Origin of the sequence: Stappia sp. BW2 (assembly GCF_008107695.1) — a bacterium.
In the GTDB taxonomy this organism is placed as follows: Bacteria; Pseudomonadota; Alphaproteobacteria; order Rhizobiales; family Stappiaceae; genus Roseibium.
The window spans coordinates 544,146-560,360 of the sequence record NZ_VIRG01000066.1 but is presented as its reverse complement, the minus strand read 5'-3'; the positions used below and the strand labels follow the sequence as shown (position 1 = coordinate 560,360).

Sequence of the window (16,215 nt, the reverse complement as noted above, 5' to 3'; positions counted from 1 at the left end):
TTTCATATGAACAAACGCGCAGTTATCAGGCGGCGTTGACCTCGTTGAGGAAGTGTTCGACCACCTGACGCATGGTCGTGGACTGTCCCATGAGAAGCTCGGCAGCCTCGACAACGCTTCCTGCGGCGGCATCCGTTTCGCTGGCACCCTTGGACACGACGACGATGCTGCGGCTCACCTCGTTGGTGCCTTGCGCTGCCTGATCGACGCTGAGGGAGATTTCCGAAGTCGCTGTCGATTGTTCCTCCACTGCGGATGCGATGGAGGAGGCAACGGAGTTCAGTTCAGCGATGATTTTCGCAATGCCCTGAATGCCGCTGACGGCTTCACGCGTCTCGCTTTGGATTGCCGAGATCTTGGCGGAAATTTCCTCGGTCGCCTTGCCGGTCTGGCTTGCAAGCTCTTTCACTTCGGCCGCAACCACCGCAAAACCCTTGCCGGCTTCACCGGCCCGGGCAGCCTCTATGGTGGCGTTCAGGGCGAGAAGGTTGGTCTGCTCGGCAATCGTTGAAATCAAGGCAATGACTTCGCCAATATCTTCCGCGACGGTTGCCAGACCGGCAATCTGCTGATTGGTCTTTTGGGCCTGGGCTTCCGCCTCGCTAGCGATGTTGGCAGAATGGACAACCTGTCCGCTGACCTCACCAATGGTGGCTGAAAGCTCTTCCGTTGCAGCGGCAACTGTCTGAACGTTCACACTGGCTTGTTCCGATGCGCTCGCCACAGTGTTTGCCTGATACGCGGTGTCCTGTGCGGTTGCGGTCATCTGGTTGGCGGTCACCTGCAGGTTCCCCGAGGCCTCCGAAATGGAATTCAGCATGCCGGAGACTTCCTTGTCGAAAGTTTCGACAGCCGTGGCCACCCTGGCAGTCCGCAGCTCGCGCGCTTCCTGTTCCGTCTTCTGCTCCGCCTCCAGGCGTTGACGGTCCAGAACGCCGTCAAGGAAGCCGGCGATGGATTGGGCCACTTTCCCGATTTCATCCGAACGTTTCGCTTCTTCAAACGCAATGTCCGTGTTTCCGGCAGCCAGTTCCCTTGCGTCCGCGACGAGGCGCAGCAGCGGCTTGACGATGGCTCTGGAAATGAGTGTCGCAAACGCGATTGCGAGCAACAGGGCAACGGCGGCGACAATGGCGACGTGAACAACCGCCGAATCAGCGCTGTCAATTGTCGCCAGACCAAGAGCCGTGGCGTCGGCGCTGGCGCTATCCTTCATCAGGCGCGCATTTTCCGAGGCGTTCGCACCGGCAGTCAGCAGGACATCGTTTCGCAACTGGTTTCGTTCCAGAATGATGTCGCGAACACGCAGCGCATAGGTCTGATACTCGTTCATCAAGGGAGTCGTCTCTGCCAGAAGCTGCATCCGGGCAGGGCTTTCGATGCTGCGTTCCAGAGACAGAAGCTCGCCGGAGACGGATTCGAACTCATTTTGCAGGCGGTCAATTTCGACAACAGCATTGGTGTCGAGGAACTTGAGCATATCGATCCGGGCACGCAGAAAACTTTCCTGAACCCTGGCTGCAAGAAACGCCGTCTGGTAGTTGCCATCCGCTGCTGCCGATGCCCCCAGCTTTTCAAGGTTTTTGATCGCTTGTGGACCAATGACGCTCAGCTTGTCTTTTACAAGCTCATCTCGTTCGCCATAGAGAACGGCAACTTTTTCGAGAACAGATTTGAAGGTTGCTGTATTCGCTTCAATTTGCTTCAGAAACTCGACGCGAGCCGGATTGTGGATCTCAGCTTCTGCATTGCGGAGGCCAGTCTCTGTTTTTTCAAGATAGCGAGTGACCTGTTCGAGAGCCTCGGGCTTTCGCGTGCGCAGGTAGTCTCCGGTCCCGGCGAGGATCGTCGCAACATCAGCATTCAATTCAGCTGCGATCAAGGCATCGCCATTCATGTCATCCAGACCGGCAACAGCGACGCTGACATTCTTCAGGCTGAAGATGGACCAGGCGCCCAACCCGAGGAGGACAATGGCGACGGCGCCAAATCCTAACGATATTCTAAGTAGTACAGACATTTCAAAAGTAGCCCCGATTGTTTCCTCCCTCCCGGGGACGGTGCTCTGACGTTGGTTAAAACAGTTTTAATTAAAGCGATTTAATTCCTTAAAAGTCATTGTTTCATATGACTTTTTCTGCCTTTCGAGTTTGACGCTAAGGCAGTTTTGGTCAGGTAGGTGCGGCGGATTGCGGCTCACTGCAGGTTGCAGCGTTCTTTCAGGCTGACAATCGAAGAACTGCCTGCCCGTTAAGACCTTGGGCACAAAAAAGGCCGCGTACTTTGAAAGCCGCGGCGTTTAGGTCTGGTTGGCGTCTTGGCCCGAGTGGAGCCTTTCGCAAAGTTGCCGCAGCGTTCGCTCAGGCTGAACGCATTTCCGGCACCGGCGAGACGGCCTTGCCCGTTTCGAACCAGCTTTTCAGGTTGTCGACCACACGCCGGCCCATGGCATTGCGGGTTGCCTGCGAGGCGGAGCCGACATGCGGCAGCACCGTGACCCTTGGCAGTTTCAGAAGGGCATCCGGCACATGCGGCTCCTTCTCGAATACGTCGAGACCGGCGCCGTAGATTGTGCCGTTTTCAAGGGCTGCGATCAGCGCCTCCTCGTCGATGACCGTTCCCCGGCCGATATTGATGACGATGCCATCGGGCCCGAGTGCTTCCAGCACCTCCGCACTGACGGCATGTTTGGTTTCCTCGCCGCCCGGAGCCACCACCATCAGCGTGTCGCAGGCAGCCGCCAGTTCTGTCGGTGTCGCGTGGTAGGGGTAGGAGATGTCGTCTTGCTTGTGGCGGCCGTGGTAATGGATTGTCATGCCGAAGGCTTCGGCACGCTTGGCGATCGCCTTGCCGATGCGTCCGAGGCCGAAGATGCCGAGTGTGCGTCCCTGCATCGTTGCCCCCGTCAGCTTGTAGGGGCCCTTGCTTTCCCAATTGCCCTGCCGCAGCCATTGCTCGGCCTGGCCGAATTCGCGGATCGTCATGATCATCAGCCCAAGCGCCGTATCGGCAACCTCTTCGGTCAGGACGTCAGGCGTATGGGTGACCATCACATTCGCCGCCAGGCAGTCGTCCGTGTTGATGTGGTCGTAGCCGACGCCGAAGCTGGAAACGATTTCCGCATTCGGAACTTTCGCAAGAAACTCCGCATTCACCGGCCCGAACGCCATCGCAACTCCGCGAATCTTCTCGCCGATTTCCGCCAGCATCGCCTCCGGATCATCAGCCTCGTAAAGCCGGTGAACCGTAAAGGCGGCATCCAGCTGCTCCTGAACAATCGGCAGCATCGGGCGGGGCATCAGAATATCGATGGAGGTCATGGCGGGTCCGGTGGGATGAAGAAGAAAGGTGCGGTGACCTTAAGGACTTCGGCAGAGCGAGAAAAGATCCAATTGGGCGGAGTTGGTACGCAAGTTCGGTTACACTTGAGGCGTGTATGGTCCAACCTGCCTGAGAAACGGTGCCTTCCACTGTCATTCCGGACAAGCGAGACAATGTCGAGCGCAGATCCGGAAACCAGAAATATTTCGCGCTAAGCGCGGCAAATTTGAGCAGGATCGCGAGTTCGCTTTGCTCACGCTGATGCGCTGGGTTCCGGATCGGCGTGCAGCGTCGCTGCACTTGTCCGGAATGACCGTGCGGGCAGCGCCCAGGACTTGCACGTAGTTCCGGAATTTGCCGCCAGAGCCTGATGCAATGGGCGTAGTTTGCTTCCTGGAGACTTTAGGTATCGCCAGCGGTTTGTAACTTGCCCAAAGAAAAGGTGCCTTATCCGCAGGTGAAGGCGGGCGGAAGTTGGCGCAGGAGGAGGAGTAATCGGGATTGCGCAGTCAATGACAGAGGGCGATACAAGCTCATGGACCGCTCCCGGTTTAATCCCCCCATTGCCCCCGGGCGTCATTTCCCCTAAAAGACGCCGCAGAATTCCTGAGAATCCCATCAGATTTTGAAAGCGGAGAAGCGGAGCCCCATGGCGCGCCAGTTCATTTATCACATGCATGGCCTGTCCAAGGCCTACAACGACAAAAAGGTCCTCGACAACATCCATCTCTCGTTCTACCCGGACGCCAAGATCGGTATCCTGGGCCCGAACGGTGCCGGTAAGTCGACCCTGCTCAAGATCATGGCCGGTATCGACAAGGAGTATACCGGTGAGGCCTGGGCGGCCGAGGGAGCGAAGGTCGGTTATCTGCCGCAGGAACCGCAGCTCGACAGCTCCAAGACCGTGATGGAAAACGTCATGGAAGGCGTTGCCCACAAGCAGGCCAAGCTCGACCGCTACAACGAGCTGATGATGGACTACTCGGACGAAACCGCCGAGGAAGCCGCACAGCTTCAGGACGAGATTGATGCACAGGATCTGTGGAACCTGGAAAGCCAGGTGGAAATGGCAATGGAAGCTCTGCGCTGCCCGCCGTCAGATGCAGACGTCGAAAACCTCTCCGGTGGTGAGCGCCGCCGCGTCGCTCTCTGCAAGCTGCTGCTGTCCGAGCCGGACCTGCTACTGCTGGATGAGCCGACCAACCACCTGGACGCCGAAACGGTTCACTGGCTGGAACGGCACCTGCGCGAGTTCAAGGGCTCCGTCCTGATCATCACCCACGATCGCTACTTCCTCGACAATGTCACGGGCTGGATTCTCGAGCTCGACCGTGGTCAGGGCATCCCTTACGAAGGCAACTACTCGGTCTATCTGGAAAAGAAGACCAAGCGTATGGAGCAGGAAGGCCGCGAGAACATGGCCCGCTCCAAGGCGATTTCGCGCGAGCGCGAGTGGATGGGCATGAGCCCGAAAGGCCGTCAGACCAAGTCGAAAGCCCGTATCCGGGCCTTTGAAGACCTCTTGACCGCCCAGGAAGAGCGTCAGCCGTCCATCGAGCAGATCCTCATTCCGGTTGGCGAGCGTCTCGGCGCCAACGTCATCGAGGTGGACAATGTTTCCAAGGGCTTTGAAGACCGTCTGTTGATCGACAACCTGTCGTTCAAACTGCCGCGCGGCGGCATTGTCGGCGTCATCGGCCCGAACGGCGCCGGTAAGACGACGCTGTTCAAGATGCTGACCGGCCAGGAAACGCCGGACAAGGGCAAGGTCGTCGTCGGCGACAGCGTGCAACTTGGTTATGTCGACCAGTCCCGCGATGCGCTCAACCCGAACAACACGGTCTGGGAAGAGATTTCCGGCGGCGCCGAAGTCATCTATCTCGATGACAAGGAAATCAACTCCCGCGCCTATTGCTCGTCCTTCAACTTCAAGGGGGCTGCCCAGCAGGCCAAGGTCGGCGATCTTTCCGGCGGTCAGCGTAACCGCGTGCATCTGGCGAAGGTCCTGAAGAAGGGCGCCAACGTGCTGCTGCTCGATGAGCCGACCAACGACCTCGATACCGAGACGCTGGCTGCTCTGGAAGACGCGCTGGAAAACTACGCCGGCTGCGCCGTTATCATCAGCCACGATCGTATGTTCCTCGACCGTCTGGCCACGCACATGCTCGCCTTTGAAGGCGACAGCCATGTGGAATGGTTCGAAGGCAACTTCGAAGACTACGAAAAGGACAAGGTCCGCCGTCTTGGTGCACATGCCGCCGACCCGCGCCGGATCAAGTACAAGCCGCTCACACGCTGAGCGAGCGGCCAGAAAGCTGAAACAGGGGGCTTGCCCCCTGTTTTCCGAATGTGCCGGTCCCGGCAACGGGCCGGCATCTTTTTTGCCCGGTGCTATAAACCAGTCTCCGGGCGATTGATGTCCAGCGGGCGGCACAAGGCATGGTCCACAGAACGATCGTCTTTCTGTTTACGGCTTTCGCCATCGCCGTTCTTGCCTCGTTTCTGGCAGCGGCCGGCTGGCCGCTTGATCTGCTGGCTCATTTTCAGGCCCAATACGTTCTTGCCGGCCTTTTGTTTGCCGCCGGGTTTGCGATTTTCCGGAACTGGAACAGGGCGGCGTTGGCCGTCTGTCTGTCGCTGGTCGCTCTCCTGCGCATGGATATCTTCGACGACGGGCGCTTTGCTGCATCGTCCGAAGCGGCGAAACCGGTCATCAGCGTCGCCACCGCAAATCTCTTCGGCAGCGCCGCAGCGCTCGACAATCTCGTTGAGGAGAACAAGGCCCGCAGCTTTGATCTCATGATCCTCACGGAGCTGCCGGTGCCCGCCGATGACAGGCTGCTTGATCGGTTTCAGGGCATGGTTCATGTAGCAGGCACGCCCGGTCAGGCTGTTTTCGGACGTCCCGCCGCAGTTATCCTTTCGCGCAAGGCTCCGCGTGACGTCGAACTGATCCCCGTGGAAGAGAACCCATACGCGATCACGAAGGCAGTCTACTGCATTGCGCAGGCAGAGCCCTGCCTGAGCGTCTTTGCGGTTCATACGCTGCCACCGCTCATCCCGCGGTTCTATCGCGCCCAGGCGGACATTCTTCGAAAGCTCGCAACCGAAGTATCGCGCACAACTGGACCGGTTCTGGTCGCCGGCGACATGAATGCAACCTCCTGGGCGCCGCTGTTGAGGCAGTTTCAGGGAACCGCTGGGGTGCGCAAGGCGGTCTGCGGCAACCGTTGGACCCCGACATGGCTTGCCCCTGTTCCGGGCCTCGGTCTTGAACTCGACCACTTCTTCGTCAGGAACGGGATCAAAGTGAAGACCTGCGAACCTGGGCACTTCAACGGCTCCGATCACTGGCCGGTCTTTGCCGAATTCGTGCTTGAAGAAGACAAGCCGTCCGACTGACCGCCGTCGGTAGGTCTGACCCCGGCGGTCAAAGCGCCATGGACACGGGCCACTGCAATCCGCATAAGAGACGTGTATTCAGAATGTCAGGGTGTCTGCCCTGAAGAGCCGGGTTCAACTCAAACCAATGCTTCAAGCCGCTTCGGACATAAAGACAAGTCTCCTGCGCACCGATCCGGGCGGCCTGCGGCTGATGCGCGGCGTTCACCTCATGCTGACCGTCCTCGGGGCGGTCTTTCTGGCAAATGCCGTGGCAAGCTTCGTGCCGGGCCAGTCAGCCTTCAAGCTGGCCGTTCTGGCAGCTGCTGCCGGCGGGCATTGCCTGCTGTTCACCCCGGTTTCCACCCGAAGGGCCGAGGTCCTCGGTATCGCGAAGCTTGGGGGGCTGCTGACGCTCCTGTTTACACTCGGGGCTGTTGCCGCTGAGATATCGGGAAAAAGCGGCTCGACCGTTCTGCAGGTTCTCTGGATTGCCGTGATCATGCTGGGCTTTGCGCTGCAGGGGCTCAGCCCCTTCTGGCAGCGCGTCGGACGAAGCATGGCGATCAGCTGGCTGTTTGTGGTCCTCGGCAACCTTGGAGGATCGCCGGGCCTCTGGCTGCCGGCCATGGCAGTGCTTGGAACGGTGACGGCGCTCGTGATCCGCACAGGGCCCTGGCGGCCCTCGACCTATCGAACCTACCTGAGGGTGGAAGCTGCCAACCGTCAGGCGATGGCGACCTACCTCAGGCAACTGTCGGGCAGGTCTGCCGGACCTGCAGGTGGCACGGCCATCCGAATAAGGGATCTGGCTAAGCTGCGTGTGGAACTTCAGGCATGCGCCGATCTGCTCACGCCGGAAGGCGAGATGCCGGGCATGTCGCCGGAAGCGGCAATCATGGTGGAACTTGCCCTGGAGGTCGTGGCGGATGCGCGCGCCCAGCTATCAAAGGACGCACGCAACCAACTTGCGCAAGATGCCGGCTTTCGCCGCACTGTCGACCGACTGGTCCATCGCCTTGAAACCGGTGAGGCGGGTGTTGGGGAAGAAGACAACGGGGAGGGCATACCTGCCGAGAACTGGCTGCAGGCCGCTTCGGGTGCGGCCACACAGGACCGGTTTCAGGAATTGCGCATCGCCCAGGCTTTCAAGCGTTTGTGGCTCCTGGCGGCAAGGGACAAGCCAGTTCGCCTGAGCCCTGGTGGAGATAAGAAGGGGCACACGGACGGCTGGTGGCAGAAGCTTTCCTGGCGCCTGTCGCTTCAGGCGGGTGCCGCGGCCGGAATAGGTTTTTCCCTGGGGCTCGCGTTCAATCTCAATCACGCCTATTGGGTCACGCTTACCATCATCATCGTGCTTTCGAACAGCCTCGGGGCGACGCTGCTTCGAACCGCACAGCGGATCGGCGGGACGGCGGGCGGCGTTGTTCTGGCCATGCTGGTCGATCCGGCCCTGTCGGAGTTTCCGTCCGTCCGGCTCGCGCTTGTTGTTCTTGCCATACCCGTTGTCATCGTTTTCCTCGACCGCAATTACGCAATTGCATCCGGCATCATCAGTTTTCTGGTGGTCATGGGGCTGCAGACTCTGGAACATCTGCCCATCGTTGAACTCTGGTCACGTCTCTACGACACGATGATCGGCGCAGGTGTCGGTCTTGCTGCGGCATGGTTGCTGTTTCCCAACCGCACCGGTGCAAGTTTTGCAGGGCTTGCGTCCGATTACCTCAACGCCTGTCGGAGTTGCCTGAGGGCAGAAGGCGGCCGGGCCGAGACGGACCTTCAGGACCTTGCCCGGCTTCGAACGGCGGCCAGCACGCTGATCGCCACCGCCAAATCCTATCGGATCGAGCAGGCGCCGTGGTCGTCGTTTACGCGCTCTGCCAGCGACCTTAACGTGCTGGTGATCGTGCTGGCCCAATATGTGGTGCTTTACCGCGAAGCCCGCTCGGACGTCATGCGGGAAAAGGGAGAAAGTCCGGGCCAGTCCGGAATAGATGCACTTGTCGCCCGGATGGACAAACGCCTGGAAGACGAGTTTTCTGCCGTCCTTGACGGACGTCCAAGGCAGTCCGTTCCGGGTCTGGAGGACGACTGGATGGCAGCGATACCCGAAGGCGCAACTGGCAATCTCGCGCTTGAAACCGGCTGGGTCGCGATGCTCTATCATGCCCGGAAGGTCGTGAGGTGCCTCGACGGATTGCGCAAGGAGACGTTCTTCTCCGGCCCTGCCTGAAATGATGTGCCCAGCTCAAATTCCCGGCGTTGCGGATCCATCCGCCGCGTTTATGTAAACATCAAGGAGTTTCGTTGGTCAGGAAGGTGTCCACGCCCTAGCATTGGCCCTCGACAGCTACAGGAGACCTTCATGACAGACCAGCTCGAGCTTCTTGCCGATGACTTTCGGATCACGCCGGCATTCAGGACCGACGGCAAGGTGGAGAGTGTCTTGCAGACAACCACTGCAGAAGACTTCAGAACGTCGGCGACAGACGCGCTGGAGCTGACGTTTGAAGGCATTTCGGGAGATCGGCACAGTGGATACACCCGCAAGTCCGGTGGCCGCGAACCCTATTATCCGCGCGGCACCGAGATGTGCAACGAACGCCAGATTTCGATCCTGTCCACCGAGGAACTTTCCTTGATTGCCACCCGCATGGGCCTGCCGGAAATGAAGGGCGAATGGATCGGCGGCAACATCATCTTGTCCGGCATTCCAAACCTTACAATGGTGCCGCCGCGCACCCGGCTGGTCTTCGAGGGCGGCGCGGTTATTCGTGTGGACGGTGAAAACAGACCCTGTCGTTTCGCGGGCGCCGCGATAGCCGAAGCCAATCCGGGCGGAGAAGGGCTGGATCTGTTATTTCCGCAAAAGGCGAAGCGCCAGCGAGGCCTTGTTGGCTATGTCGAAATTCCGGGGCAGGTTACGGCTGGTGAGACGGTCACCGCTCATGTTCCCGAACAGTGGATTTACGAGCGCATCTGATTTTCGAAGCAAGACGCAAGCTAAACCTGTTTCCCGGATGGTGCTAATTTCTCTAGGGTATGGACTCACAAATGAAGACGAAATGGCATTAGACATGGTGAGCCGCGTCAGGAAGCGTGTGTGGAGCGGGCTTTTGGCCCGGCCAAGCAGGCTGACGACACGCGGTGAAGCCGTTTTCATGTCCTTCTGATTTGGCCGGACCGGTACTCCTCAGCGTTGCGAAAGCTTGAAAATGAGCCACATTTCCTGCGCTTGTGCGCCTTGACGAAGACCTGTCCGCCTCAAACCATTTCACCTTCATTTATGTGTTCACACCTTGGGTGACGCTCTGTCATATTCTTCCAACAGGAGCCTCCATGCTTCCGATCCATCACATGATTGACCAGGCACCGCAGCCGGTTGCCCCTTTTTCCCATGCCGTTGAAATTGACGGCTGGGTGTTTGTAACGGGCCAGATGCCAACCCTGCCGGACGACCCGGACGCCCCGCTGCCGGAGGGCATCGAGGCGCAGACCGTGCGGGTGATGGAAAACCTGAAGCTCGTCTTGAGCGGCCTCGGGCTAGGTCTTGAAAATACGACCTTTATTCGTGTCTATCTGACCGAATTCAAGCGCGACTATCAGGCGATGAACGACACTTACCGGTCGTTTTTCGAACCCGGCAAATTGCCTGGCCGGACCTGTGTCGGTGTGTCGGGCCTTGCCGTCGATGCGCTGGTCGAGATCGACCTGATCGCTCGGCGGCCGTGATCTCCTGAGCCCGGTATCCGTAGTCCTGCCGGCTTCCTGAAAAGCGGCAGGCGCAGTGGGGCGGGCCGTGGGCTAATGGCACTCGGGACGTGTGTGACGCGTAGACCTGTACTAGGTGCGCCGTGCTCCGGCGGTGTCAGTCCTCGGACAAGGACGGATCGTCAGCATCAAGCCGTTTCGCACAGCCCCAGGAACTGAGCACATCGTTCATGTCGTCCAGAACGAAGAACCGGGCAGCGTCGCGATCATAGCCCTCGTCCAGCAGCATCTCGTAGTCGGTCAGCGCGTGGCGGACATGGCTGGTGGTGGCCTGCCACAGGGCAATGGAAGGTGGCAGGTGACGCAGATGGCCGGCCAGCGCTCCTTCTAGGATGGCTTCCGCATCCGAAAAGGGAATACGCGGCAAGAGAACCCGCAGTGCCTTGCGCATGTCTTTCTGACGTTTGGTGCCGCCAGTCATGAAGGGTTTCCTTGAATCGGGTGGGAGGACCGGGAAGGCGTAGCCAAAGTCTTGAAACAGTCTGTTGCGCCGCAAGTCTGTTGCGGGGTGCCCGTCAGGCGCGGAAAAACTGAATGCTGTTGGCGGAAGTTGTTCCGGACAAGGGAAGGCCCGCAACCGTTCCATTTTCCCTGGTGCTTGTCAGAATGTCTTCGAACGGCAGGGGCGCGCTGAAGTGAAATCCTTGAACCAGCCTGCAACGCATGGCCTCCAGCAACTCCAGTTGATGGCTCTCCTCAACGCCTTCCACCACGCAGGACATCTTCATCGATCGGCACAGATTGACGATTGATGTGATGACGCCGCTTGCGATCGGGTCCTTGATGCCGGAAACGAAGCTGCGGTCGATCTTGACGCAGTCGATGGGCAGCCGGTGAAGGTAGCCAAGGCTGGAATAGCCTGTGCCGAAATCATCCAGCGCCAGTTTGACGCCGGCCTTTCGAAGAAGCTGCAGACAGGTCTCGGCCGCTTCGTAGCTGCCGATCACGGATGTCTCGGTAATTTCAAACGTGATTTGCCGGGGACTTACACCCGCGCGGCGTATGATCTCGAGAAGCGCAGCCACGGTTTCCGACGACGTGACATCGTGTGCGGAAAGGTTGAACGACAGGGAGAGTGCACCGGGCAGGCTCTTGATCTGGTCGACCGCCTTTTCGAACAGCGACAGGGTCAGCCGATGGATCAGGCCGGCGCGCTCGGCAATAGGGATGAACTTGTCCGGGGCAATCCTGCCCAATTGCGGGCTGTCCCACCGCGCAAGCGCCTCAAAGCCGACAACGAAGCGGTCCGGCAATTGGATCACAGGCTGGAAATAGACCTGGAATTCGTTGGCAAGATCGGCGCTCTGCAGGGCAGCTTCAATCGCCCGTTCCGAGCGAATACGGGCTTCGTGTTCCGCCGAGTAGACGGTGGTTCGGCCACGCACGCTGGTCTTTGAATTGTAAAGGGCGTAGTCGGACCGGTCGAACAACACATGGGCGGACGTTCCGGCATCCGGATAAAATGCGATGCCGCAGGACGCTCCAACGGACACCTGCAGTTCGCCGATCCGGTAGGGGCGGCTGATCCGCTCGCAGATGGATTGTCCCGTGCGTGCCGCCTCATTGAGGTCACCGAGATAGAGAAAACCGAATTCATCACCGCCAAGGCGGCAGACCTCGAGGCCCGGTATTCCAAGGTTTTTCAGACGCAGGCCGACTTCCATCAGCAACTGATCGCCCAACTGGTGGCCATAGGTGTCGTTGATGGGCTTGAACCGGTCGAGGTCGACAACACCAACGGCAAACTTCCTGTCCGTGCCGTTCACCTCATCGATCAGGCTTTCAAGCCTGGTGAAGAAGTGGCGACGGTTGGGAAGGTCGGTAAGGGCGTCGGTCTGGGCGAGTTTGGAGTTCTCCGCATTGAGAAGCTCGGTTTCTCTTTGCTTGGCGGCCAGCTCCGACTGCGAAACGATCAGCTTGCAAAACCCCCTGTATCCGTTCAGGAGGACCTGCAGAACAACGAGGCAGACCAGGAAGATGTTGAGCCCTATGGCGGTGTAAACATCCTCTTTCTGACCAAGATAATACACCAGATACGGGACGGTCACGATGACCATGACCATTAGGGCCGCCTGCGGCAGATGCATCAGGCAGAAGATGCAGCCGATGACAGTGATGGCGATAAAAAGCGCAACATGTCCGCGCTCCATGGGCCCGCCGTAGCCGTCCAGGCTGAGCGACCATGAAATATAGATGACTGACAACACACTGCCGAGAATGACAGTTTGCCGGATCTTGCGGATGGCCTCTTGCGGAGCGAGCTCAATGTTTCGGGCGCGTAGCCATGTCGCCAGGCGCAGCGTGGTGATGAGCAGGATCAGCGCAAGAATTCCGACTGTCAGATAGGTCGGCGCAACGTCGTAGTGGGTATAGGCAACCGCAACCGCATTGACCATGAGGAGAGCATAGAGCGATGGAATCTGGGTCTTGAGCTCATTGTACTGAGCCTGCGCTATTTCCGGATGGCTTGGATCGATCATCATCCATCTTAGAAAAGTCCGGATTTTTTCCATCATTTTCTCCATTGATATTCTTCTAATCGAAATGGGATAAAGAATAGTTATTTCATCAGCTTTCGTGACTTTAGGTCTTTTTTGACTGCTAAAGCGTTTGATAATTCGACAGGTAACCTGCGGTTTTGTAGTGCTAATATTCAAAGATCAAAGTCAGATCGAAAATGTTTTTGTTCATCGCTCTGATGTTGACCGTAGTCGTCTTGTGTTTCGCTGATGGTGCCAGGGTCAAAAAGATTTTTAATTTATCAAAGTGTTCCCGCTGGATCATGTATCCAATTTTTTCGGAAATCAATGTGACTTTCCGACAGCTCTATGTATTCGCACTCAGATACATGGAGTTTATTACCGAACGGTTCCTGTTGAGCCGTTTGTCATCGTCTGCAGCGAAAAATTTCACATGGCTAAAATTGCCGAGAAAAGGACCCCGGATGAATGGTGGGTGCCTAACGGAATTTGTGGGGGCGGGAGCCAGGGAAACAAACGAATCCGACGAGGAGGCGCCAAGGCCTGCTGGTCCGGAGATGCCATTTCAGGGCGATCGCAACAACCGTGTGTCAAGGCCGGCGGACGTCAGCTATTACTCGACGCATCGCGCGACGGGCTTCGGGAATAAGATAAGCAGACTATTTTTTTATCTCGAAACTACGCTATATAGTCATCCATGGCAGATCGTACTCGAACCCGGCTCTTGAACGCGTTGAAATCCTCCGGCCCGCAGACTGCGGCAGACCTTGCCAGGGGATTGAAAGTGACGTCCGTGGCTGCCCGCCAGCATCTGGATGGTTTGCTGCAGGATGGACTGGTGGACTTTGAGGACCTGAAAGGCTCTGTTGGTCGGCCCAAGCGGGTCTGGGACCTGACACCGGACGGGCACAAGCAGTTTCCGGACAATCATTCCAATCTGGTGCTCGGACTGATCAACGGCCTCAACGATATCTTCGGCGCCGAAGGTGTCGACAAACTGATCGCCCACCGCGAAGCGCAAAGCTGGAAAACCTATTCGGAAGCGGTCGGCAAGGCGCCGGATCTGCGCGGCAAGCTGGAAGTGCTTGCCGATCTGCGCAACCGCGAAGGATACATGGCCGACCTGGTGCCGGAGGGGGCGGGGTATCTGCTCATCGAAAATCATTGTTCGATTTGCGCCGCGGCAACGGCCTGTCAGGGCTTTTGCCGGTCGGAGCTCAATCTTTTCAAGGATGTACTTGGACCCGGTGTGTCGGTCGAGAGAACGGAACATCAGCTCTCCGGTAGCCGACGATGTGTTTACAGGATCGAGCCCGCGGCCTGATCCGGCTCCGGTCCTGCTCAAGGAGTAAAGTGCGTGTCAATCGCCCAGCCGCTGCTCGCGCGGCTCATCGATCGGTATTTTCATCCGTTCGAAACCCACATCAAACCGCTGGAACTGCCCGTCACGCCGCTACCGGACGACGGACCGCTGACGCTTGTCTGGCATTTCGCCAAGATGTTCCGTTCGCAGCTGGTGATCGTCTGCTGTCTGGCAATGATTTCCTCCGGTCTCGGCCTTGCCGGCATTTGGGCAATCGCCTTTGTTGTCGACGGGGTGACGGAGGCCGGTGCGCAGGCCTTTCTGAAGGACAATGTGACGATCCTGGCCGGTTTCTTCCTGCTCTTCGTGATCATTGATCCGCTTGCCTTTCTTCTGCGGCAGACTTTCGCCTTGCAGACCGTGCGCATTCTTCTGCCGGCAGCGATGCGCTGGCAGGCGCACAAGGCTGTGGAAGCCCAGGACCTGGCTTTTTTCGAAGACACGTTCGCCGGTCAGGTCGCCTCCCGCATTGCCCAGGTCACCATGTCGGTTCACCGGCAGATGATGCTGGCCATCGAAACGATTCCGTTCCTGGTCATCCAGTTCGGCGGCTCGTTTCTGCTGCTGCTGGCGATGGCCTGGCCGCTGGCCATTCCGGTGCTTTTCTGGATCTGCGCGAATATCCTCGTCGCCTGGCTGGCAATCCCGGCGTATCTACAGCGCTCTGCCAAGGTGGCGGCGGCAAACTCCAGGGCCACCGGGGCGATGACCGACGTTTATTCGAATATCGCCATGGTCAAGCTGTTCGCTGCGGAGGATTCTGAAGCCGGCGCCATCCGCAAGGTCATTGGCGAGACAATCGATACCAGGCACAGCGAGAACCGGTCCTATATCCTGACCGACAGCGGCGTCTACTTTCTCAACGTGCTTTTGATCCTGGCCGTGGTGGTCATCGGTTTCTGGGGCATGGTGGGTGGATGGGTCTCGATTGGCGACTTTGTCGCCGCGCTCACCGTCACGCGCTCGCTGTCTCATGCCTCAAGCAGTTTTATTGGCATCGGCCAGTCGATTACGAGCACGCTCGGCACGATCCGCGACGCCATGCCGATCATGACGAGCCGGCCGGCCATCGTCGACCGTCCGGATGCCCGTGATCTCAACGTCAACGCCGGGGAGATCCGCTTCGACAACGTGTCCTTCGCCTACCAGAGCGACCGGAAGCCCGTTCTCGACAGATTTAATCTGACCATCAAACCGGGAGAGCGCGTCGGTCTTGTCGGTCTGTCAGGGGCAGGCAAGTCGACGGCGGTGTCCTTGCTGATGCGATTGCGGGACGTCACCGAAGGGGCGATCCTGATTGACGGTCAGGATGTGCGCGATGTCTCGCAGGCGTCTCTTCGCAGCCGGATCGGCGTCGTTACACAGGATATTTCCCTCCTGAATCGGTCGATCCGCGACAACATCCGCTATGGCCGCCCCGAAGCCCCCGACGAGGAGGTCCGGGCAATTGCCCGGGCTGCCGAAGCGCTCGATTTCATCGAGGAACAAAAGGACAGCAAGGGCCGAACGGGGCTTGATGCCCATGTGGGAGATCGGGGGGTCAAGCTCTCCGGCGGGCAGCGTCAACGCATCACCATCGCCAGGGTGCTGCTGAAGAACGCGCCGATTCTGATCCTCGACGAGGCAACCTCCGCTCTCGACAGCGAAGCCGAACTTGCCATTCAGCAGAACCTTACCCGCATGATGGAAGGGCGTACGACACTAGCCGTGGCTCACCGTCTGTCGACGATCGCCGCCATGGACCGGCTGGTCGTGATGCACGAGGGCCGGGTTGCCGAAGAAGGCACGCACCGGGAACTGCTCGCATCCGGAGGGCTCTATGCCGCGCTGTGGGAACGGCAATCAGGCGGGTTCCTTACCTTGAGCGCTGCGGAATAGAGCAAACGAACGGTTTTCCCT

General features: G+C 58.7%; 11 protein-coding genes. 7 read left to right on the top strand and 4 right to left on the bottom strand.

Annotated elements, in window-relative coordinates; translation table 11 throughout:
• Positions 1 to 25: 25 nt before the first annotated feature.
• On the bottom strand, positions 26 to 2,020 hold the full coding sequence (locus tag FMN63_RS14080) for a methyl-accepting chemotaxis protein (RefSeq protein WP_148584587.1): 1,995 nt from the start codon (positions 2,018 to 2,020) through the stop codon (positions 26 to 28).
• Between the two features lie 340 nt (positions 2,021 to 2,360).
• Positions 2,361 to 3,320, bottom strand: coding sequence for a 2-hydroxyacid dehydrogenase (locus tag FMN63_RS14075; RefSeq protein WP_148584586.1), 960 nt, complete (start codon positions 3,318 to 3,320; stop codon positions 2,361 to 2,363).
• 650 nt (positions 3,321 to 3,970) lie between these two features.
• Here FMN63_RS14075 and ettA point away from each other — a divergent pair.
• From ettA to FMN63_RS14050, 5 genes are all read left to right on the top strand, one after another.
• Positions 3,971 to 5,620 (top strand): energy-dependent translational throttle protein EttA, encoded by a 1,650-nt coding sequence (ettA, locus tag FMN63_RS14070; protein WP_148584585.1) that lies wholly within the window; start codon positions 3,971 to 3,973, stop codon positions 5,618 to 5,620.
• A gap of 140 nt (positions 5,621 to 5,760) precedes the next feature.
• Positions 5,761 to 6,723, top strand: a complete 963-nt coding sequence (locus FMN63_RS14065; RefSeq protein WP_148584584.1) for an endonuclease/exonuclease/phosphatase family protein — start codon at positions 5,761 to 5,763, stop codon at positions 6,721 to 6,723.
• A gap of 91 nt (positions 6,724 to 6,814) precedes the next feature.
• Positions 6,815 to 8,935 (top strand): FUSC family protein, encoded by a 2,121-nt coding sequence (locus FMN63_RS14060; RefSeq protein WP_148584583.1) that lies wholly within the window; start codon positions 6,815 to 6,817, stop codon positions 8,933 to 8,935.
• Positions 8,936 to 9,067: 132 nt separating this feature from the next.
• The gene (locus FMN63_RS14055) at positions 9,068 to 9,685 is read left to right on the top strand and encodes an MOSC domain-containing protein (RefSeq protein ID WP_148584582.1); all 618 of its coding nucleotides are present in this window, start codon (positions 9,068 to 9,070) and stop codon (positions 9,683 to 9,685) included.
• A 356-nt stretch (positions 9,686 to 10,041) separates the two neighbouring features.
• On the top strand, positions 10,042 to 10,434 hold the full coding sequence (locus FMN63_RS14050; RefSeq protein WP_148584581.1) for a RidA family protein: 393 nt from the start codon (positions 10,042 to 10,044) through the stop codon (positions 10,432 to 10,434).
• 136 nt (positions 10,435 to 10,570) lie between these two features.
• On the opposite strand, the gene FMN63_RS14045 is transcribed toward FMN63_RS14050, so the two are convergent.
• A complete protein-coding gene (locus FMN63_RS14045) occupies positions 10,571 to 10,894 on the bottom strand; it encodes a DUF2293 domain-containing protein (protein WP_148584580.1) in 324 nt (107 codons plus the stop codon).
• Positions 10,895 to 10,988: 94 nt separating this feature from the next.
• Positions 10,989 to 12,986 carry a putative bifunctional diguanylate cyclase/phosphodiesterase gene (locus tag FMN63_RS14040; RefSeq protein ID WP_209001116.1) on the bottom strand — a complete coding sequence of 666 codons (1,998 nt, stop codon included), beginning with the start codon at positions 12,984 to 12,986 and terminating at the stop codon, positions 10,989 to 10,991.
• 664 nt (positions 12,987 to 13,650) lie between these two features.
• Here FMN63_RS14040 and FMN63_RS14035 point away from each other — a divergent pair.
• Entirely contained in the window at positions 13,651 to 14,277 is a 627-nt protein-coding gene (locus tag FMN63_RS14035; RefSeq protein WP_148584578.1) for a helix-turn-helix transcriptional regulator, read from the top strand.
• Positions 14,278 to 14,310: 33 nt separating this feature from the next.
• Positions 14,311 to 16,194: an ABC transporter ATP-binding protein gene (locus tag FMN63_RS14030; RefSeq protein ID WP_148584577.1), complete on the top strand. Its 1,884-nt coding sequence runs from the start codon at positions 14,311 to 14,313 to the stop codon at positions 16,192 to 16,194.
• Positions 16,195 to 16,215 lie beyond the last annotated feature (21 nt).

Coding starts and splice junctions, on each gene's coding strand:
- FMN63_RS14065 (WP_148584584.1), top strand. CDS start 5,761: ATGGTCCACAGAACGATCGTCTTTCTGTTTACGGCTTTCGCCATCGCC.
- FMN63_RS14040 (WP_209001116.1), bottom strand. CDS start 12,986: ATGGAAAAAATCCGGACTTTTCTAAGATGGATGATGATCGATCCAAGC.
- FMN63_RS14080 (WP_148584587.1), bottom strand. CDS start 2,020: ATGTCTGTACTACTTAGAATATCGTTAGGATTTGGCGCCGTCGCCATT.
- FMN63_RS14055 (WP_148584582.1), top strand. CDS start 9,068: ATGACAGACCAGCTCGAGCTTCTTGCCGATGACTTTCGGATCACGCCG.
- FMN63_RS14075 (WP_148584586.1), bottom strand. CDS start 3,320: ATGACCTCCATCGATATTCTGATGCCCCGCCCGATGCTGCCGATTGTT.
- FMN63_RS14050 (WP_148584581.1), top strand. CDS start 10,042: ATGCTTCCGATCCATCACATGATTGACCAGGCACCGCAGCCGGTTGCC.
- ettA (WP_148584585.1), top strand. CDS start 3,971: ATGGCGCGCCAGTTCATTTATCACATGCATGGCCTGTCCAAGGCCTAC.
- FMN63_RS14035 (WP_148584578.1), top strand. CDS start 13,651: ATGGCAGATCGTACTCGAACCCGGCTCTTGAACGCGTTGAAATCCTCC.
- FMN63_RS14045 (WP_148584580.1), bottom strand. CDS start 10,894: ATGACTGGCGGCACCAAACGTCAGAAAGACATGCGCAAGGCACTGCGG.